This is a genomic window from Achromobacter sp. K91, assembly GCF_003576205.1.
GTDB lineage: Bacteria > Pseudomonadota > Gammaproteobacteria > Burkholderiales > Burkholderiaceae_B > Achromobacter > Achromobacter aegrifaciens.
On sequence record NZ_QWFB01000019.1, the window covers coordinates 14,632 to 31,409 of the forward strand.

Genomic DNA, 16,778 nt, shown 5'->3' on the forward strand with positions numbered 1-16,778 from the left:
CCCGCTAACGGGGCCGATCATCTTGCATCGGAAAACCAGGCTTACTCCGCAGTTTCCTGCAGCACGCGCCGGGCTTCCTCGGCCACGCGCTCGGGGGCGGTGCCGCCCACGTGCTTGCGGGCCGCGACCGAGCCTTCCAGGGTCAGGACCTGGTGCACGTCGTCGCCGATGCTGGCGTGGTAGGCCTTGAGTTCGTCCAGCGACAGGTCGGCCAGGTCGCAGCCGCGCTGTTCGCAGTCGCGCACGGCGTGGGCCACGACTTCGTGGGCGTCGCGGAACGGCACGCCGCGCTTGACCAGGTAGTCGGCCAGGTCGGTGGCGGTGGCGAAGCCTTGGAGGGCGGCGGCGCGCATGTTGTCGGCCTTGACCTTGATGCCGCCGGCCATGTCCGCGAAGATCGTCAGCGTGTCGCGCACGGTGTCGACGGTGTCGAACAGGCCTTCCTTGTCTTCCTGGTTGTCCTTGTTGTAGGCCAGGGGCTGGCCTTTCATCAGGGTCAGCAGGGCGACCAGGTGGCCGTTGACGCGGCCGGTCTTGCCGCGGGCCAGCTCGGGCACGTCGGGGTTCTTTTTCTGCGGCATGATCGAGCTGCCGGTGCAGAAGCGGTCGGCCAGGTCGATGAAGCCCACGCGCGGGCTCATCCAGAGCACCAGCTCTTCGGACAGGCGCGAGACGTGCGTCATGATCAGCGCGCCGGCGGCGCAGAATTCGATGGCGAAGTCGCGGTCGGACACGGCGTCCAGCGAATTGCGGCACACGCCGTCAAAGCCCAGGGTCTTGGCGACGCGCTCGCGGTCGATCGGGTAGGACGTGCCGGCCAGGGCTGCGGCGCCCAGCGGCAGGCGGTTCACGCGGCGGCGGCAGTCGGCCAGGCGCTCGGCGTCGCGGCCGAACATTTCGGCGTAGGCCAGCAGGTGATGGCCGAAGGTGACGGGCTGGGCGACTTGCAGGTGCGTGAAGCCGGGCATGATGGTGCCGGCGTTGTCCAGGGCCACCGTGGCCAGGGCGTGGCGCAGCTGGCGCAGCAGCTCCAGCAGGTTGTCGATTTCGGCGCGCAGCCACAGGCGGATGTCGGTGGCGACCTGGTCGTTGCGCGAACGGCCGGTGTGCAGGCGCTTGCCCGCGTCGCCCACCAGTTCCACCAGGCGCTTTTCAATGTTCAGGTGGACGTCTTCGAGGTCGAGCAGCCATTGGAAACTGCCGGCGTCGATTTCGGACAGGATCTGTGTCATGCCGCGCTGGATGTCGGCCAGGTCCTGGGCGCCGATGATGCCCTGGGCGGCCAGCATGTCCGCGTGCGCGAGCGAACCCTGAATGTCGTAGCGCGCCAGGCGCTTGTCGAAATCCACGGACGCCGTATAGCGCTTGACGAGTTCGGAAACCGGTTCCGAGAACCGGGCGGACCAGGCCTGCGCCTTGTTGGCGAACTGGTTTTGATCGGGGGAGGGAGTGTTTGCCATGATGGGCGGAATTATAGGCCCTGGCGCGCAAGGCCGCGCCGCCGGGCGCGGGTTCCGCGGGGGCGAACCCTCCGGCCCGGCCTTTGTCGGATAATCCTGGATTAGTTTCAAGACCTTAGAGCAGGAAGAGAGTCTATGCCCCTGGAATGGGAAGAGCTGGTCACCCAATTGGATACCCATCTGCCGCGCGAAGCCTGGGCGCAGACGCTGATCGGAATCGCCGCGCTGATCCTGACGGCGCTGTTCGTCCAGTGGGTCGTGGCCCGGGTCGTGCTGTTGCTGGCCCATCGCGTGCTGGTGCTGAGCGGCCGGGGCGACTGGGACAAGGCCCTGCAACGCCGCCGGGCATACCAGAACCTCTGGTACGCGGTGCCGTTCGCCGTGGTGTCGCTGGGCATAGGCCTGGTGCCGCACGTCGAGCGGGCGGTGACCATCGTCGGCCGGCTGGCGCATGCCGGCGCCTGGATCTGCGTGTTCGTGGCGTTTTCCGGGGTGCTGAGCGCCTGGCAGGATACCTATTCCGCCACCACCCGGGCGCAGACCCGCTCCATCAAGGGTTATATCCAGATCGGCAAGCTGATCCTGATGGCGGTATGCACCGTTTTGGTGCTTTCCATCCTGATCGACCGCTCGCCGCTCTGGATGATTTCCGGCCTGGGCGCGCTGTCCGCCGTGTTGCTGCTGGTGTTCAAGGACACGCTGCTGTCGCTGGTGGCCAGCACCCAGCTGACCAGCAACGACATGCTGCGCATCGGCGACTGGATCGAGATGCCGCAATCGAACGCCGACGGCTTCGTCAAGGACATCGCGCTGCACACGGTCAAGGTGCAGAACTGGGACAACACCGTCACCACGGTGCCCACCTACAAGCTGTTCTCGGAAAGCTACCGCAACTACCGCCACATGTTCGAATCGGGTGGACGGCGCATCAAGCGCACCGTGCGCATCGACTCGGCCAGCGTGCGCTTCCTGACCGACGACGAGGCGCAGCGGCTGATGCGTTTTCGCCTCTTGCATGACTACCTGCAGGCCAAGACCCACGATATCGCCCAGGCCAACCAGACCATGGGCGAACTGGCCAGCGTGCCCGCCAACCGCCGCCGCCTGACCAATATCGGCACCTTGCGGGCCTATGCGTTGGCCTATCTGAAACAGAATCCCGAGGTCCGCCAGGACATGGCGATGATGGTGCGCATGATGGAGCCCACCTCCGAAGGCATCCCGGTCGAGGTCTATTGCTTTACCGCCGTCACCGCCTGGGTCGAGTACGAGCGCATCCAGGGCGACATCTTCGACCATCTGCTGGCCATCCTGCCCGAACTGGGCCTGCGCCTGTACCAACAGCCGTCCGGCGCCGATATCGGCGCAATGGGCGTCCACCTGCGCGAAGGCGCCTTGCAGGCCGCGCTGGCGGGCGAAGGCGGCCGTCCGGGCCTGGCCGCGCCGTCGGAACGCGGCCTGACCGACGAGAAGATGCCGCGCTAGCGGACAGCAGGCGCGGCAAGGCGTGGGGGCGGGGCCGGCGGGTGGCCCCGTGAGATAATCCAGGCGTTGAAATCCCTGGCGATAGACCCGATGTCGAACCCGTTCTTCAACCTGTATTCCCACGGCTTTGCCCGGGTGGCTGTCGGCGTGCCCGAATGCAAGGTCGCGGACCCCGCCTTCAACGCCGCCCAGACCATCGCGCTGGCGCAGCAGGCCGCCCAGGGCGGCGCGGTGCTGGCGGCGTTTCCCGAGCTGGGCCTGTCCGCCTATACCTGCGACGACCTGTTCCACCAGAAGGCCCTGCTGGACGAATGCGAAGCCGCGCTGGCCCAGGTGGTGGCGGCAACCGCTGAAATGGACATCGCCGTCGTGGTCGGCGCGCCGTTGCGCGTGGCCCATCAGCTGTTCAATTGCGCCGTGGTCGCCGCCGGCGGCCGCGTGCTGGGCGTGGTGCCCAAGAGCTACCTGCCCAACTACGGCGAATTCTACGAAGCGCGCCAGTTCAGCGCCGGCGATTGCGCCACCGCATCCGAGATCCGCCTGCTGGGGCAGACTGTGCCGTTCGGGTCCGAGCTGGTCTTCCAGATGGAAAAGCTGCCGCTGTTCCAGTTCCACGTCGAAATCTGCGAAGACGTCTGGGTGCCGATCCCGCCGTCTTCCTACGCCGCGCTGGCGGGAGCCACCGTGTTGGTGAACCTGTCGGCCTCCAACATCGTGGTCGGCAAGTCGGAGTACCGTCACCAACTGGTGGCGCAGCAGTCGGCGCGCTGCCTGTCGGCTTACATGTACACCTCCGCCGGGCGGGGCGAGTCGTCCACCGACATGGCCTGGGACGGCCAGGCGCTCATCTACGAAAACGGCGAACTGCTGGGCGAATCCGAACGCTTCCTCGGCCATTCCCACCTGCTGTTTGCGGACGTAGACCTCGAACGCCTGTCGCGCGAACGCATGCGCCAGACCACATTCGGCCAGTCCGTGCGTCGCCACCAGGACGAAGTCCGCAAATTCCGCAGCGTGGCGGTCCCCGTGAATCCGCCGCTGGAAGACGCCGAGCTGCCGCTGGAGCGGCGCGTGGCGCGCTTTCCCTATGTGCCGGCCGACCCGCAGCGCCGCGACGCCCGCTGCAAGGAGGTTTACAGCATCCAGGTCCAGGCCCTGGTCCAGCGCCTGTCGGCCAGCCGCATGTCCAAGGTCGTCATCGGCATTTCCGGCGGGCTGGATTCCACCCATGCGCTGCTGGTCTGCGCCAAGGCCATGGACGCGCTGGACCTGCCGCGCTCCAACATCCTGGCCGTCACCATGCCGGGCTTCGCCACCAGCTCGCGCACGCTGCAGCAGGCGCGCAAGCTGATGGAGGTGGTGGGGTGCACGGCTTCCGAGATCGACATCCGGCCCAGCTGCCTGCAGATGCTCAAGGACCTGGGCCATCCCTATGCCGACGGCAAGCCGGTCTATGACATCACCTTCGAGAACGTGCAGGCCGGCGAACGCACCAACCACCTGTTCCGCATCGCGAATTTCAACAACGCCATCGTCATCGGCACCGGCGACCTGAGCGAGCTGGCCCTGGGCTGGTGCACGTACGGCGTGGGCGACCACATGTCGCACTACAGCGTCAATGCCAGCGTGCCCAAGACGCTCATCACCCACCTGGTGCGCTGGGTCGCGGAATCCGGCCGCCTGGGCGACGAAGGCGCGCAGGTGCTGCTGGACGTGCTGGGCACCGACGTCAGCCCCGAACTGGTGCCGGGCGGCGCGGACGACAAGCCCGTGCAGAAGAGCGAAGACTCCATCGGTCCCTATGAACTACAGGACTTCAACCTGTACTACACGCTGCGCTACGGCTTTGCGCCGACCAAGGTGGCGTTCCTGGCGCTGGCGGCCTGGCGCGACCGCGAGGCCGGCGCCTGGCCCGAGGGCGGCCACGTGGCCCGCAACCAGTACGATCTGGCGGCCATCAAGCGCAACCTGAAGATTTTCCTGGACCGTTTCTTCCGCCTCAGCCAGTTCAAGCGTACCTGCGTGCCGAACGCGCCCAAGGTCGGCTCCGGCGGTTCGCTGTCGCCGCGCGGCGACTGGCGCGCGCCCAGCGACTCCGAGTCGGCGGTGTGGATGCGCGACGCCGAACGTATTCCCGACGAGGCCTGACCGGGATTTCCCGCCCAAGGGGGACCCGGCGTCCGGGCCCCCGCGGGTGGTATTCTCTTATCCGATGCGCCCTGCAGCCATGCCGTGTCAGGGCGACGCAACAGATCAAAAACCCAGGACGACCAACGTGAAACAAGTCACCGCCATCATCAAACCCTTCAAGCTCGACGAAGTCCGCGAAGCGCTGGCCGAAGTCGGCGTCAGCGGCCTGACCGTTACCGAAGTCAAGGGTTTCGGCCGCCAGAAAGGCCATACCGAGCTCTACCGCGGCGCCGAGTACGTGGTGGACTTCCTGCCCAAGATCCGCGTTGAAGTGGTGCTGCCCGACAGCCAGGTCGAAGCCGCCATTGAAGCCGTGGTCAAGGCTGCCCGCACCGGCAAGATCGGCGACGGCAAGATCTTCGTCACGCCGGTCGAACAGGCCATCCGCATCCGCACGGGCGAAAGCGACGAAGAGGCGCTGTAAGTTCCTGGGGACTTGCGGCTGGCCGGATCCGCCGGCAGCCGCGAGACCGCAGCAGGATATTGCGGGCTTGGCGCGGCGGGGAAGCTGCCGCACCAAGCCCGCAACGCATTTTCCAGCCTAGCGGATGAGCTGATTCATCTCCAGGATCGGGCTCATCACCGCCAGCACGATCAGCAGCACGAATCCCCCCATCAGCAGTATCAGCGCCGGCTCCAGCAAGGCCGTCATGGCCATGGCGCGCCGCTCCAGATCGCGCGACAGGTTCTGCGCGCCGCGGTCCAGCAGTTCGGGCAGGCGGCCGGTCTTCTCGCCGCTGGCGATCAGATGCACCAGCAGCGACGGAAACACCTTTTGCGCGCCCAGCGAGGCCGACAGCGACGCGCCTTCGCGCACGCGCGCAGAGGCTTCGTCCACCGCCTGGCGCAGCACATCGTTGCCCAGGGTGCGGCGCGCCGCCTCCAGCGCCGTCAGCAATGCCACGCCACTACCTGAGAGTATCGCCAGCGTGGAAGCAAAGCGCGCGGCATTCACACCCAGCACGAAGCGTCCCGCCAAGGGCAGCTTCAGCACGCGCGCATGCCAGGCCCGCCGCGCAGCGGGCGCGCGCAACGCATACCGCCACAGCGCGACGGCCGCCGCCAACGCCGCGCCCGTCGCCACGCCCCATTCGCGCACATAGTCCGACAACGCCAGCATGATGCGCGTCAAGAGCGGCAGTTCCTGCTTGGCCTGGCTGAACGCCGACACCACCTGCGGCACCACATAGCCCAGCAGGAAGATCACGATGATCACCGACACGCAGGCCACCACCGCCGGATAGATGAACGCGGTCAGCACCTTGCTGCGTAGCGCGTTGCGCTCCTCGATGTAGTCCGCCAGCTTCTCCATCACTTGCGCGAGATCGCCCGATTCCTCGCCAGCGCCGATAAGCGCGCGATAGATCTCCGGAAAGTCGCGCGGCCGTGCGGCCAGGGCGGTCGACAGCTTGTGGCCCGCGCGCACGTCGTCGCGCACGCCGCCCAGGGTGGCGGCGATATGTTTTTTCTCGGCCTGCTCCAGCGTGGCGCTCAGGGCCGCGTCCAGCGGCAGGCTCGCGGCCAGCAGGCTGGCGAGCTGGCGCGTCAGCCAGGCGAGATCCGCATCCGACAGGCGCGTGCGCAGCGATGCGCCGAACCCTTCGGCGCGCGCCGCGAGGGACGTGGACAGCGGCAGCAGGCCGCGGCCGCGCAGCTGGTTGCGGGCGCCGCGTTCGCTGTCGGCGTCGATCGTGCCGCGCACGATCTTCCCTAGTGCGTCGGTGGCTTCGTAACGGAAGGAAGGCATCTGGAAAGCATGGCCAGCGCGCATTCAAAAAGCGCGCAAAGCCCCGAATTTAAAGGGTTTCAAGGCCGCTACGATGCCTGCGGATTATGACCGTAGTGTTGCACTGTCACCACGTATACTCCGACGCGCTTTCACGTTTTTTCACACGATTTCACGTTTCAGGCACCTATCCCGTCATGCGTCATATTGCGCAATTCAGCCTTGCGGTACTGCTCGCCGCAAGCCAGCTCGGACCCGCAGCCAGCAGGGCTCACGCTCAACAGACCGACAATCGCGTCAGTCTGAATTTCGTCGACACCGACATCCCCGCCGTGCTGCGCGCGCTGTCGTTGTTCACGCAGCGCAACTTCCTGGTGGATCCGCGCGTCAAGGGCAAGCTGACGCTGGTGTCGGACCGTCCCGTGGACAGCGCGCAGGCGTTGTCGATGCTGACGGGCGCGCTGCGCATGCAGGGTTTTGCCATCGTCGAGGTCGACGGCGTGACGCGCGTGGTGCCCGAGGCCGACGGCAAGCTGCAAGGCAGCGTGGTCGCGGGCAGCGCGCGTCCCGCGCAAGCCGTGGGCGGCGCGGGCCGCGGTCCGGTGCCAGTGTCCGCGTTTGCCAAGGGCAGCAGCGGCGAAATGCTGACCCGCGTCTTCCCGCTGAAGTACGAAAACGCCGCCAACCTGGTGCCGGTGCTGCGCCCCATGGTGCCGCCCAACAACCCGATCAACGCCTATCCCGGCAACAACACGCTGGTGGTCACGGACTACGCCGACAACCTGGAGCGGATCGCGCAGGTCATCGCGCGCATCGACGTGCCCAGTTCGATCGACACCGACGTGGTGCCGGTGCGTTCGGCCGTGGCCACCGACCTCGCCATCCTGGCCTCGCAACTGCTGGATACGCAAAGCAGCGACCCGACCCAGCGCATCGCCGTGGTGGCCGATCCGCGCAGCAACAGCGTGCTGGTGCGTTCCGGCAGCCCGGCGCGCACGCGGCTGGCGCGCGATCTCATTATGAAGCTGGACGCGCAGCAGAACCGCGCCGGCAACCTGCACGTGGTCTACATGCGCAACGCGCAGGCCACGCGCATCGCCGAGGTCCTGGGCGGGTTGCTGACGGGGCAGGCGAATTCCGCGCCCGGCGCCACGGGCGGCGCCAGCGGCGGCACGGGCGCGCAGGGCGGAGCGCGCACGCAGAACGCCGCGGCTGGCATGCCGGCCCAGGCGACAGCGGGCATGGCCGGCATGTCCGGTTCGAACACGGGCGGATTGTCGGGCGAACAGGAACGCATCTCGCGCGAAGACAACAGCACGCAGGCCGTGTCGTATTCGGCCGGCGGCGCCACCATCCAGGCCGATCCGGCTACCAACTCGCTCATCATTTCCGCGCCCGAGCCGCTGTACCGCAGCCTGCGCGAAGTCATCGACCAGCTCGACCAGCGCCGCGCGCAGGTGCTGGTGGAAAGCCTGATCGTCGAAGTCAGCGAGGCCAAGGCGGCGGAGTTCGGCATCCAGTGGATGACGGGCGCCGGCAACATCAACAGCGACGGCACCAGCTTCATCGGCGGCACCAACCTGGGCGGCAGCGGCATCACCGGCAAGGGGCCGACCACCATCGACGGCATCGGCAGCGGCCTGAGCCTGGGGGTGGTCAAGGGCACGGTCGACGTGCTGGGCAACAAGGTGATCAACCTGGGCGTGCTGGCCCGTGCCATGGAGAACACTGGCGAAGCCAACATCCTGTCCACGCCCAACCTGCTGACCCTGGACAACCAGTCGGCCAGCATCCTGGTGGGCAAGACCGTGCCGTTCGTGACCGGGCAGTACGTGACCTCGGGCAGCAACGGCAGCACCAATCCATTCCAGACGATCGAACGTGAGGACGTGGGCCTGAAGCTGAACATCCGGCCGCAGATTTCCGAGGGCGGCGCGGTAAAGCTGGACATCTACCAGGAAGTCAGCAGCATCGACGAAAGCCGCTCCAACTCCACTACCGGCATCGTGACCAACAAGCGGGCCATCGACACCAGCGTGCTGATCGACGACGGCCAGATCATCGTGCTGGGCGGCCTGCTGGAAGACAACGTCACGCTCTCCACCAACAGCGTGCCGCTGCTGGGATCCTTGCCGGTGATCGGCTCGCTGTTCCGCTACGACACGCGCAAGCGCACCAAGACCAACCTGATGGTGTTCCTGCGCCCCTACGTGGTGCGCGACGCCAACCGCACGGCGGGCGTCACCATGGACCGCTACGACTACATGCGCCGCGCGCAGGCGGCGGTGCAGCCGGGCCAGCACTGGGCGCTGCCCGACATGCAGGCGCCGATGCTGCCGCCGCCGGGCTCCGCGCCCTCGGTGTCCAACAACGCCTATGACCTGCGTCCGGAACATCAGGCTGAAACGCTGCGCCGGCCGGCGCCGGTCACGGCTCAGTCCTTCGCCGTGCGCCAGTATGCCGGCATGGAACCCGCGCGCGACGCCTCGGGCGCCATCCGCGTGTCGCGCACGCTGATGCACAGCGTGGCCGTGGACCCCGATACGCTGCTATGAGCGCGCACCCCTTGCCTTATGCCTGGGCGCGGGCGCAGCGCGCGCTGCTGTCGCTGCGCGGCGGTCAGGCCCGGCTGACCGTCAGCCCGCGCACGCCGGAATGGGCGGTGCGCGAGATCCGCCGCTGCCACGGCGACATCGAGTGGGCGCAGGTCGAGGACCAGGCGCTGGAAACCTTGCTGACCGCGGCCTACAGCCATTCGGAGGATGCGGCCTCGGTGATGGGCGTGGCCGAGAACGAGATCGACCTGGACCGCCTGATGCAGGACATGCCCGAGGTGGCGGACCTGCTGGAGGCCCAGGACGACGCGCCCGTAATTCGCATGATCAACGCGCTGTTCGCCCAGGCGGCGCGCGACGGCGCCAGCGACATCCACATCGAACCCTTCGAGACCCACTCTGTGGTGCGCTACCGGGTCGACGGCACCCTGCGCGACGTGGTGTCGCCGCGCAAGGCGCTGCACGCCGCGCTGATCTCGCGCATCAAGATCATGGCGCACCTGGACATCGCCGAAAAGCGCTTGCCGCAGGACGGCCGCATCGCGCTGCGCGTGGGCGGACGACCCATAGACGTGCGCGTGTCCACCTTGCCCACCGGGCACGGCGAACGCGCGGTGCTGCGCTTGCTGGACAAGGAAGCGGGGCGCCTGCAGCTGGAGAAGCTGGGCATGGACGCGGGCGTGCTGGGCCAGCTGGACCGGTTGATCCGCCAGCCGCACGGCATTGTGCTGGTGACGGGGCCCACCGGCAGCGGCAAGACCACCACGCTGTACGCGGCTTTGAGCCGCCTGGACGCGTCCACCAGCAACATCCTGACGGTCGAGGACCCGATCGAATACGACCTGGCCGGCATCAGCCAGACGCAGGTCAACGCCAAGATCGACATGAGCTTCGCGCTGGCCCTGCGCGCGATTCTGCGGCAGGACCCCGACGTCATCATGATCGGCGAAATCCGCGACCTGGAGACCGCGCAGATCGCGGTGCAGGCCTCGCTCACCGGTCACCTGGTGCTGGCTACGCTGCACACCAACGACTCGGTGTCCGCCGTGACCCGACTCACGGACATGGGCGTGGAACCTTTCCTGCTGGCGTCATCGCTTTTGGGCGTGCTGGCGCAGCGCCTGGTGCGCAAGCTCTGCCCGGCCTGCAAGAAACCCGCCACGCAGGACGGCGCACGCGTGTTCCATCCGGTGGGCTGCGACGCCTGCAACCATACCGGCTACAGCGGGCGTTCCGGCATCCACGAACTCTTCACGGTGGACGACGAGGCGCGCCGGCTGATCCACGAAGGGCGTGACGAACGCGAACTGCGCCGCGCGGCGGCCGCGTCAGGCATGCGCACCATGCGTGAGGACGGGCAGCGCTGGGTGGATAGCGGGCAGACCTCGCCGGAGGAAATCCTGCGGGTGACGCGGGACGCCTAGCGGACGATGGGGAACGCCAGCGACTTGTCGCTGTGCCTAGGTGCCGAACGACGCCACATCCCCCGAACGCCGCCCCAGCGCCGACAACAGTCCGTCCAGCGCCGCCCGATCCGCCTCGCGCGCGGCGCCGGCGTAGGTTGCCTGGCCCTGGAACTTCAGGCCGCCGCGCCCGCCCGCGCTGCCCTGGCCGCTGACGTCCAGCAGGCCGCTTTCCGTACTCAACGCCAGCGTGGCGCCAGACTTGCCGCCTTGTACCCGCAGCAGATACGAGCCCACGGGCGCCACCGGCGTCAGCGCGGTGCTGGCGTTGCGCCAGCGCAGTTCGGCCACGGGGCCGGCGGGCAGGGGCGCGCCCAGCCGCAGCGGCTGCCAGCGGACTTCCAGCGTGCCCTGGGGGGCAATGGTGTTCCACGGCGCGCCCAGCGCGGACAGGATGGAGGCGGGCGCGCGCAGCGACTGGGCCGGCACGGACACGCCGTTCCAGCCGGGCGTGGCGCGCAAGGGACCTTGCAGCCAGGGGTGGGAGATATCCAGAGCGAGCACGTCCCAGCGCCATTGCCATTGCACCGGTTGCGGCAGCATGCGGCGCGCGCCAGGCGGGCCCAGCGCGATCCAGGCGCTGCCGCGCCACAAGGTGCCGCTGGCGTCGGCCAACGTGACCGGCGCCTTGTCCGGCAGCAGGGCCAGCAGCCAGCGCGCGGGCAGCACGGTGACGGCGGCCGCGGCGGCGCAGACGGCGCCGGCCAGGAGCAGGGCGGCGGAACGTTTGGAAAGCGGGAAGCCGGACATCTCAGCCACGCTCCGAAGCTTGCGGCGCCATCAGGCTCACCTTGCCATTGACCAGGCCGGGCAGCGGCCGCCCGTTGACATTGGCGGCACGGGTGAGCTGCACTTCCTTGACCGCCAGGCCCCAATCGCGCGCTGCTCCGTCGAGCCAGCGCAGCAAGGCCGAAGAGGGCGCCTGCTTCAGCGTCAGCAGCACGCCCGGGCCGTGTTCGGGCTCGCCCAGCGCCCACTGTTCCGCGGCGAGTCCGGCGCGCTCCAGCGAGGCGCCGATTTCCGCGGCGCTGGGCAAGGCGCCGGCGGGCACCGCGGATTTACGCCGCAACGCCGTGGCTTGGGCGGTCAGGTCCGCGACCGTGGCCGCCTGGCCGCGCAGCGCCGGCAATTCCGCCTGCAGTTTGCGCAGCGTGTTCAGGGGCGGTTCGATCAGGGTGACGAAGACCAGCGCGCCGCCCAGCAGCAGGCCGGCCGTGGTCACGAGCCGGCGCTCGCGCGGCGCCAGCGCCTGGTAGCGTAGTCCGGCGCGCGCCAGCGCGGGAGTCAGGGTCTTGGCCAGCGACTGTCTGGCCGCATGCAGGGCTTGCGGGAGTTTCATGGTTGTGCGCGCACGATGCGCCAGGTGGTGTCGTTGTCGCCGCGTTCGAGCTTCAGGCCCAGGGCGGCGGCTTGCTGGATCAGCGCGGGCGTCTCAGCCACGCGTTGCGACTGCTCGCCGGCATCCGCCAGTTGCAGCGTCAGCGCCTGTTCGGCGTAGCCCAGGCGGGCTACCTTGTCGGCGGCGAAGGGCAGGGCCTGGGCCGCGGCGCGCGCCAGGGGCAGGAAGTCGGCGGCATTGGCCGCGCCGCGGTTCGCCTGCAGCGCGTCCAGGCCTTGCTGCGCCTGGCGCGGCGGATCCAGGACCACCGGCAGGTCGGGGAACGCGGCCAGGACCTGCGCGTGCATGCCGTTGCGCAACGCGTCGGCTTCGGCTTGCAGTTGCGAGGCGTACAGGTTCAGCCCGCCTATCCAGACCACTGCCGCGGCCGCGCCCCAGCGCCAGGCGGGGCGCCAGGCCGAGACGCGGGCCGGCGCCAGCTGGGGCATGGCCAGCGACCACGAAGGCGAGGGCGCCTGCCAGCGAGGATCGGCAGGGTCGCGCAATGGCGCCGTGGTTTCGGCCGCCAGCGCTTGCGGCGCGATGAGCGCCTGCGTGCGCAAGCCCTGCGCATTCAGCAGGCTCCAGCCGCGGCGCACGGGTTCGCGCGCGGCCCAGGCCAGCGGCACCGTGCCGTCGGTCGAGCGCGGGCCGTGGCCGATGGCCAGCGCGTCCAGGTCGCTGAGCACCAGCGGCTCCAGGGCGCTGTGCACCGCGGCGGCAAATCGGGCTCGCGCCACCGCGGGGATCTGCACGCTGGCGGCGATCACATCGGCGGGATGCAGCACGGCTTCGCACGCGGCGTGGGGATAGGCATGGCCCAGCGCCTCAAGCGCGAGCTCGCCCTGGCGGGCGCAGCGGCCGCGCCGGTCGAACCAGGCATAGGGCAGGAGAGAGCCGGCGCCGAACTCGTCCAGCGGCGGCAGCGCGATGCGCAGGATGTTCTTCAAGGTATTTCTCTGGTCCATAAGGTGTCGGGGGCGGCGGGCGGTGAACTGCGCAGCAGCGCCTGCATGGAGATGCGCGCCCGCTCATAGGCCACGGTGCCGCTGGCCAGGAACCAGCCGCTGGTGGTGGCGACGGCGGGCGCAGGCGCTTTGACCCCCGCGCCCGCCAGGCGATTGGCGAAATCGCCGGAATTGTTGAACCAGTTGCCGCGGTCGCGCTCGCCCGCCATGGAACGCGCCTGGCTGAGCGACAGGCCGGGCACCAGTGCCGCAAGCACCTCCGCGGGCGCGGTGTTGACGTTGACGCTGGTGGAAACGGGCAGCACCGTCATCGTGCGGCGCAGCTCGTTGCGAGCCGACGGCTCCAGCGCCAGCAGGGCCGCCACTTCGTCCACGCCGCGCGGCAAAGGGGCGCGGGCGTCGGGCGCAGCCCGTGGCGCCGCCGGCGCATCCGCCGGCGGCGCCACGGGCTGCGCGGCCGACATGATGTCCACCATGCGCGCGGCCAAGGTGTCGGGTAGTTGCAGCGTGTTCAGCAGGCGGCGCAGCACCCGTTCCTGCTCGGGCTGCGGCACGCCATTGTTCGCCAGGTTATAGAGGTTGTACTTGCCTTGTTCGTCCTGCACGCGGCCGGAGAACACCGCGACGCGTTCGTCGCCGGGGCGTTCGATGCGCGTGTCCAGCACCGGGGTGGCCCAGATCTGGTCGCCGCGGGTGATGGATTCGCGCTTGCTGTGGTCGCGCACGATCAGGCGGGCCCAGTCTATGCCGCCCGCCAGCATGGCGCGCGCCTGCACCCGCGCCATCTCGTTTTCCACGCGCCGCGTGCTGGCGGTCTGGCGCTGGAACAGTCCGGTGGTCAAGGCCGCGACGATGGCGACGATGATGAGCGCGCTGATGACCGCTGCGCCGCGTTCTGCGTTACTCGGGCGTCTCATGGCAGCTCCAGCACGCGGGTATAGCGCTCGGGGGATCCCGGGGCGCCGCGTTCCAGCACGATCTCCAGGCCGGTCGGGGCGGCGGCCTGATTGCCTTCGCCATTCACCCAACCGGTACCCGGCACCCAGGCGCGCAGCGTCAAGGCTCGCGTGCCGGGCAGCAGGAGGATGCCGTTGTCCGCCGCGGGCAGCGGAGTGCGCGCCGCCGATGGCCCGCTGGCGCGCCACAGGCCGTCCTTGCGCACCTGCCATTGCACGCGCTGCCACTGGCCGTTGCCGTCAGGGTCGGGGCGCAGGATCTCGAACACGGGCCCGCCGCCTGCACGGCGCAGCAGGCGCAGGCCGCTGGTGTAGGCCTGCGCGTCCAGACCCGCCGGCTCGAAGCCGGGTCCGGTGTAGGACAGCTCCACATCGCGCGCCATCTGGCCCAGTGTGCGGACGATGGCGTCGATGTCCTCGGCCTGTTCCTCGATCCGCTCGCGCGCGCCGGACACGCTGGCCAGGCCGCGCCAGGCCATCAGGCTGACCAGCGCCATCAGCGCCAGGGCCACCAGCACTTCGATCAGCGTGAAGCCGGCTTGGGATCGGGGAGGGCGGCGCATGGCTATCTCAGGCTGGACAAGAGGCCATCCAGCTGCAGCAGTACGGCGTCCGCCTGCGCGGCGCCGGCGTCGCGCACCCTGATCGACACCTGGCGGAAGCTGCGGTTCATCGAATTCGTAAACTCCATTTCGCACTGCAAAGCCCGGCCGCCCTGAGCACAGGGCGCGCTGCGCGTGCCTGCGCGCGGCAGCGCTTGTTCCAGCCGCAACTGGGCCAGCGCGTTCTGCGCAGCCAGCAGCGCCAGCGTCTTGTCCTGCAGGGCGCGGTTGTTTTCCGCCATGACGCCGGTCGCGCGCAGGGCGGCGCCCATGGCGACGGCGATGATGGCCAGGGCCACCAGCACTTCGATCAGCGTGAACCCGCGCTGTCGGTCGCGCGGGCGGGGCGGTTCATTGAATTTCATAGCGGCCCGCGGCGTCGCGCTGCAAGGTGACGCGGGCATCGCCCGCGCTCAGCGTCAGCGTGACCGGCGCGGCGACCCATTCCGTGTTGAACACCAGCGGCCGGTCCGGATCGAGCCGTAGCGCCACCGGCGCCGCCGACCAGGATTGCGGGCGCAGCACCTCGTCGCGCTCCAGCCGGTCCGGCGGCAGCGGCCTGTCGTCCTCGGCGTTCGGGCCTGGCAGCCGCCCCTGGCGTTCGAACGACCAGCCCTGGCCGTTGGCGAGCCAGCGGATGGGACGGCCGTCGCTGCGGGCCTCGCTCTGGGCCACGGTGAAGGCGTCGGCCAGGCGCAGGGCGTCGCCGCGCAAGCGGTTCTCGCCGCGGCCCACGGACAGGCTCACCATGCTGGCCGCGATCGCCACGATCACCAGCACCACCAGGACTTCGACCAGCGTGAAGCCGCGTTCAGAGTTCCCAGGAGCCGATGTCGGCATCGCCGCTCTCTCCGCCGGGCTTGTTGTCGGCGCCGAACGAGAACACGTCGATATCGCCTTTGACGCCAGGGCTCAGGTATTGGTAGGGATGGCCCCAGGGATCGTTGGGCAGCTTGTCCAGGTACCCGCGCCAGTTGTTCACGCCTTCGGGCTTCTGCACCAGCGCGCGCAAGCCCTGCGCAGTGCTGGGGTAGCGGCCATTGTCCAGCCGGTACAGCTTCAACGCCTGCATGATGCCGGCGATGTCCTGGCGCGCGGCGACCTGGCGGGCCTGGTCGGGACGATCCAGCACGCGGGGGACGATCAGCGCCGCAAGTATCCCCATGATCACTATCACCACCATGATCTCGATGAGGGTGAAACCTTGCTGGCGGGCAAGCCCGCGCGGTAACTGACGCACTTGATGACTCCGGTCTTTCAGTAGGAGCGGAGGATTGTGGACATGAAATATGACAGCAATAGTGACGGCACGGCCAAATGCGGGCAGGTCCGGTCTGCGCCCGGGGCGCGCGTCGCAGCGCCTGCGGTGCGGCTCACTTTTCGCGCGATATGCCGGCGGGAGCGGGCAGGGCGGCCGGGGCCGGCAGGCGGCTGGCGCGCCCAGCCTGTTCCACCGTCACCGCGTCCACGGCGACTTCGCGCAGCACGATGCCGGGGGCCACTTCGCCGCCCGCGCGCCAGGCCAGCGGCGGACCGCCGTCGATGCTGAGTACGGCGGCGCCATCGGCGCCTGCGGCGATCACGCCCAGCACGGAGATCTGTGTGCGCATGGCCTCGTCCTTGCCGAACCACAACGCCACGGGCGTGTTGTCGGCAGCGCGCGGCGCTTGCGCCGACACCGCGGGAGGCAGGGCGCCAGCCTTGGGCGCAAGCAGGATCGACGCCCATACGCCCAGGCCGGCGGCCAGGGCCAGCACGGCGAGTATGCGGAATGCGGCGGGCAGGGTCGGGCGCAGGAACAGGGGCATGGATTGAACGTGCGTGGCGGGTTGAGACCGCGCCGACTATAGCCGCCGCACATGACAAGCCCGCGATGCGCGGCGCCTGCGCCATGGTTGCGCGCAAAAGAATCCTGATCCGTCGATCAAGGTTTCTCTTCTTTGCTTCACGGGGCTTTCACCTTGGCTGGCCATCATGTGGCCCTGCATAAAACCC

Annotated in this window: 16 protein-coding genes; 5 read left to right on the top strand and 11 right to left on the bottom strand. The window is 68.9% G+C overall.

The window, feature by feature from the left end:
• Positions 1 to 41: 41 nt before the first annotated feature.
• Complete coding sequence (gene argH / locus DXK93_RS04770) at positions 42 to 1,460, bottom strand: argininosuccinate lyase (protein WP_119449492.1); 1,419 nt, start codon at positions 1,458 to 1,460, stop codon at positions 42 to 44.
• A gap of 135 nt (positions 1,461 to 1,595) precedes the next feature.
• On the opposite strand from argH, the gene DXK93_RS04775 reads away from it, so the two are divergent.
• The 3 genes from DXK93_RS04775 (at position 1,596) to DXK93_RS04785 (ending at position 5,559) form a co-directional block, all read left to right on the top strand.
• Positions 1,596 to 2,945, top strand: coding sequence for a mechanosensitive ion channel family protein (locus DXK93_RS04775; protein ID WP_119449493.1), 1,350 nt, complete (start codon positions 1,596 to 1,598; stop codon positions 2,943 to 2,945).
• Between the two features lie 90 nt (positions 2,946 to 3,035).
• Positions 3,036 to 5,093 (top strand): NAD(+) synthase, encoded by a 2,058-nt coding sequence (locus tag DXK93_RS04780; protein WP_054456590.1) that lies wholly within the window; start codon positions 3,036 to 3,038, stop codon positions 5,091 to 5,093.
• 127 nt (positions 5,094 to 5,220) lie between these two features.
• A complete protein-coding gene (locus DXK93_RS04785; RefSeq protein WP_013393295.1) occupies positions 5,221 to 5,559 on the top strand; it encodes a P-II family nitrogen regulator in 339 nt (112 codons plus the stop codon).
• A gap of 117 nt (positions 5,560 to 5,676) precedes the next feature.
• Here DXK93_RS04785 and gspF read toward each other — a convergent pair whose 3' ends face one another.
• On the bottom strand, positions 5,677 to 6,882 hold the full coding sequence (gene gspF, locus DXK93_RS04790) for a type II secretion system inner membrane protein GspF (RefSeq protein ID WP_059374497.1): 1,206 nt from the start codon (positions 6,880 to 6,882) through the stop codon (positions 5,677 to 5,679).
• 176 nt (positions 6,883 to 7,058) lie between these two features.
• On the opposite strand from gspF, the gene gspD reads away from it, so the two are divergent.
• Together gspD and gspE are read left to right on the top strand one after the other, a co-directional pair.
• The gene (gene gspD, locus DXK93_RS04795) at positions 7,059 to 9,416 is read left to right on the top strand and encodes a type II secretion system secretin GspD (protein WP_054456591.1); all 2,358 of its coding nucleotides are present in this window, start codon (positions 7,059 to 7,061) and stop codon (positions 9,414 to 9,416) included.
• Positions 9,413 to 10,840: a type II secretion system ATPase GspE gene (gene gspE, locus DXK93_RS04800; protein WP_119449494.1), complete on the top strand. Its 1,428-nt coding sequence runs from the start codon at positions 9,413 to 9,415 to the stop codon at positions 10,838 to 10,840. The genes gspD and gspE overlap by 4 nt, the downstream gene beginning before the upstream one ends.
• A 36-nt stretch (positions 10,841 to 10,876) precedes the next feature.
• Here gspE and gspN read toward each other — a convergent pair whose 3' ends face one another.
• The 9 genes from gspN to DXK93_RS04845 form a co-directional block, all read right to left on the bottom strand.
• On the bottom strand, positions 10,877 to 11,629 hold the full coding sequence (gene gspN / locus DXK93_RS04805) for a type II secretion system protein N (protein WP_119449495.1): 753 nt from the start codon (positions 11,627 to 11,629) through the stop codon (positions 10,877 to 10,879).
• 1 nt (position 11,630) lies between these two features.
• Positions 11,631 to 12,218: a type II secretion system protein GspM gene (gene gspM, locus DXK93_RS04810; protein WP_119449496.1), complete on the bottom strand. Its 588-nt coding sequence runs from the start codon at positions 12,216 to 12,218 to the stop codon at positions 11,631 to 11,633.
• Positions 12,215 to 13,225 (bottom strand): type II secretion system protein GspL, encoded by a 1,011-nt coding sequence (gene gspL / locus DXK93_RS04815; RefSeq protein WP_225590235.1) that lies wholly within the window; start codon positions 13,223 to 13,225, stop codon positions 12,215 to 12,217. The genes gspM and gspL overlap by 4 nt, the downstream gene beginning before the upstream one ends.
• Entirely contained in the window at positions 13,204 to 14,142 is a 939-nt protein-coding gene (gspK, locus tag DXK93_RS04820) for a type II secretion system minor pseudopilin GspK (RefSeq protein WP_119449498.1), read from the bottom strand. The genes gspL and gspK overlap by 22 nt, the downstream gene beginning before the upstream one ends.
• Positions 14,139 to 14,744 (bottom strand): type II secretion system protein J, encoded by a 606-nt coding sequence (locus DXK93_RS04825; protein WP_119449499.1) that lies wholly within the window; start codon positions 14,742 to 14,744, stop codon positions 14,139 to 14,141. The genes gspK and DXK93_RS04825 overlap by 4 nt, the downstream gene beginning before the upstream one ends.
• Positions 14,745 to 14,746: 2 nt before the next feature.
• Positions 14,747 to 15,148 carry a type II secretion system minor pseudopilin GspI gene (gene gspI, locus DXK93_RS04830; protein WP_054456598.1) on the bottom strand — a complete coding sequence of 134 codons (402 nt, stop codon included), beginning with the start codon at positions 15,146 to 15,148 and terminating at the stop codon, positions 14,747 to 14,749.
• Positions 15,135 to 15,623: a type II secretion system minor pseudopilin GspH gene (gene gspH / locus DXK93_RS04835; protein WP_119449500.1), complete on the bottom strand. Its 489-nt coding sequence runs from the start codon at positions 15,621 to 15,623 to the stop codon at positions 15,135 to 15,137. Before gspH ends, gspI begins: the two co-directional genes overlap by 14 nt.
• The gene (gene gspG / locus DXK93_RS04840) at positions 15,595 to 16,023 is read right to left on the bottom strand and encodes a type II secretion system major pseudopilin GspG (protein ID WP_054456600.1); all 429 of its coding nucleotides are present in this window, start codon (positions 16,021 to 16,023) and stop codon (positions 15,595 to 15,597) included. Before gspG ends, gspH begins: the two co-directional genes overlap by 29 nt.
• 133 nt (positions 16,024 to 16,156) lie before the next feature.
• Complete coding sequence (locus DXK93_RS04845) at positions 16,157 to 16,591, bottom strand: general secretion pathway protein GspC (RefSeq protein ID WP_119449501.1); 435 nt, start codon at positions 16,589 to 16,591, stop codon at positions 16,157 to 16,159.
• Between the last annotated feature and the right edge of the window lie 187 nt (positions 16,592 to 16,778).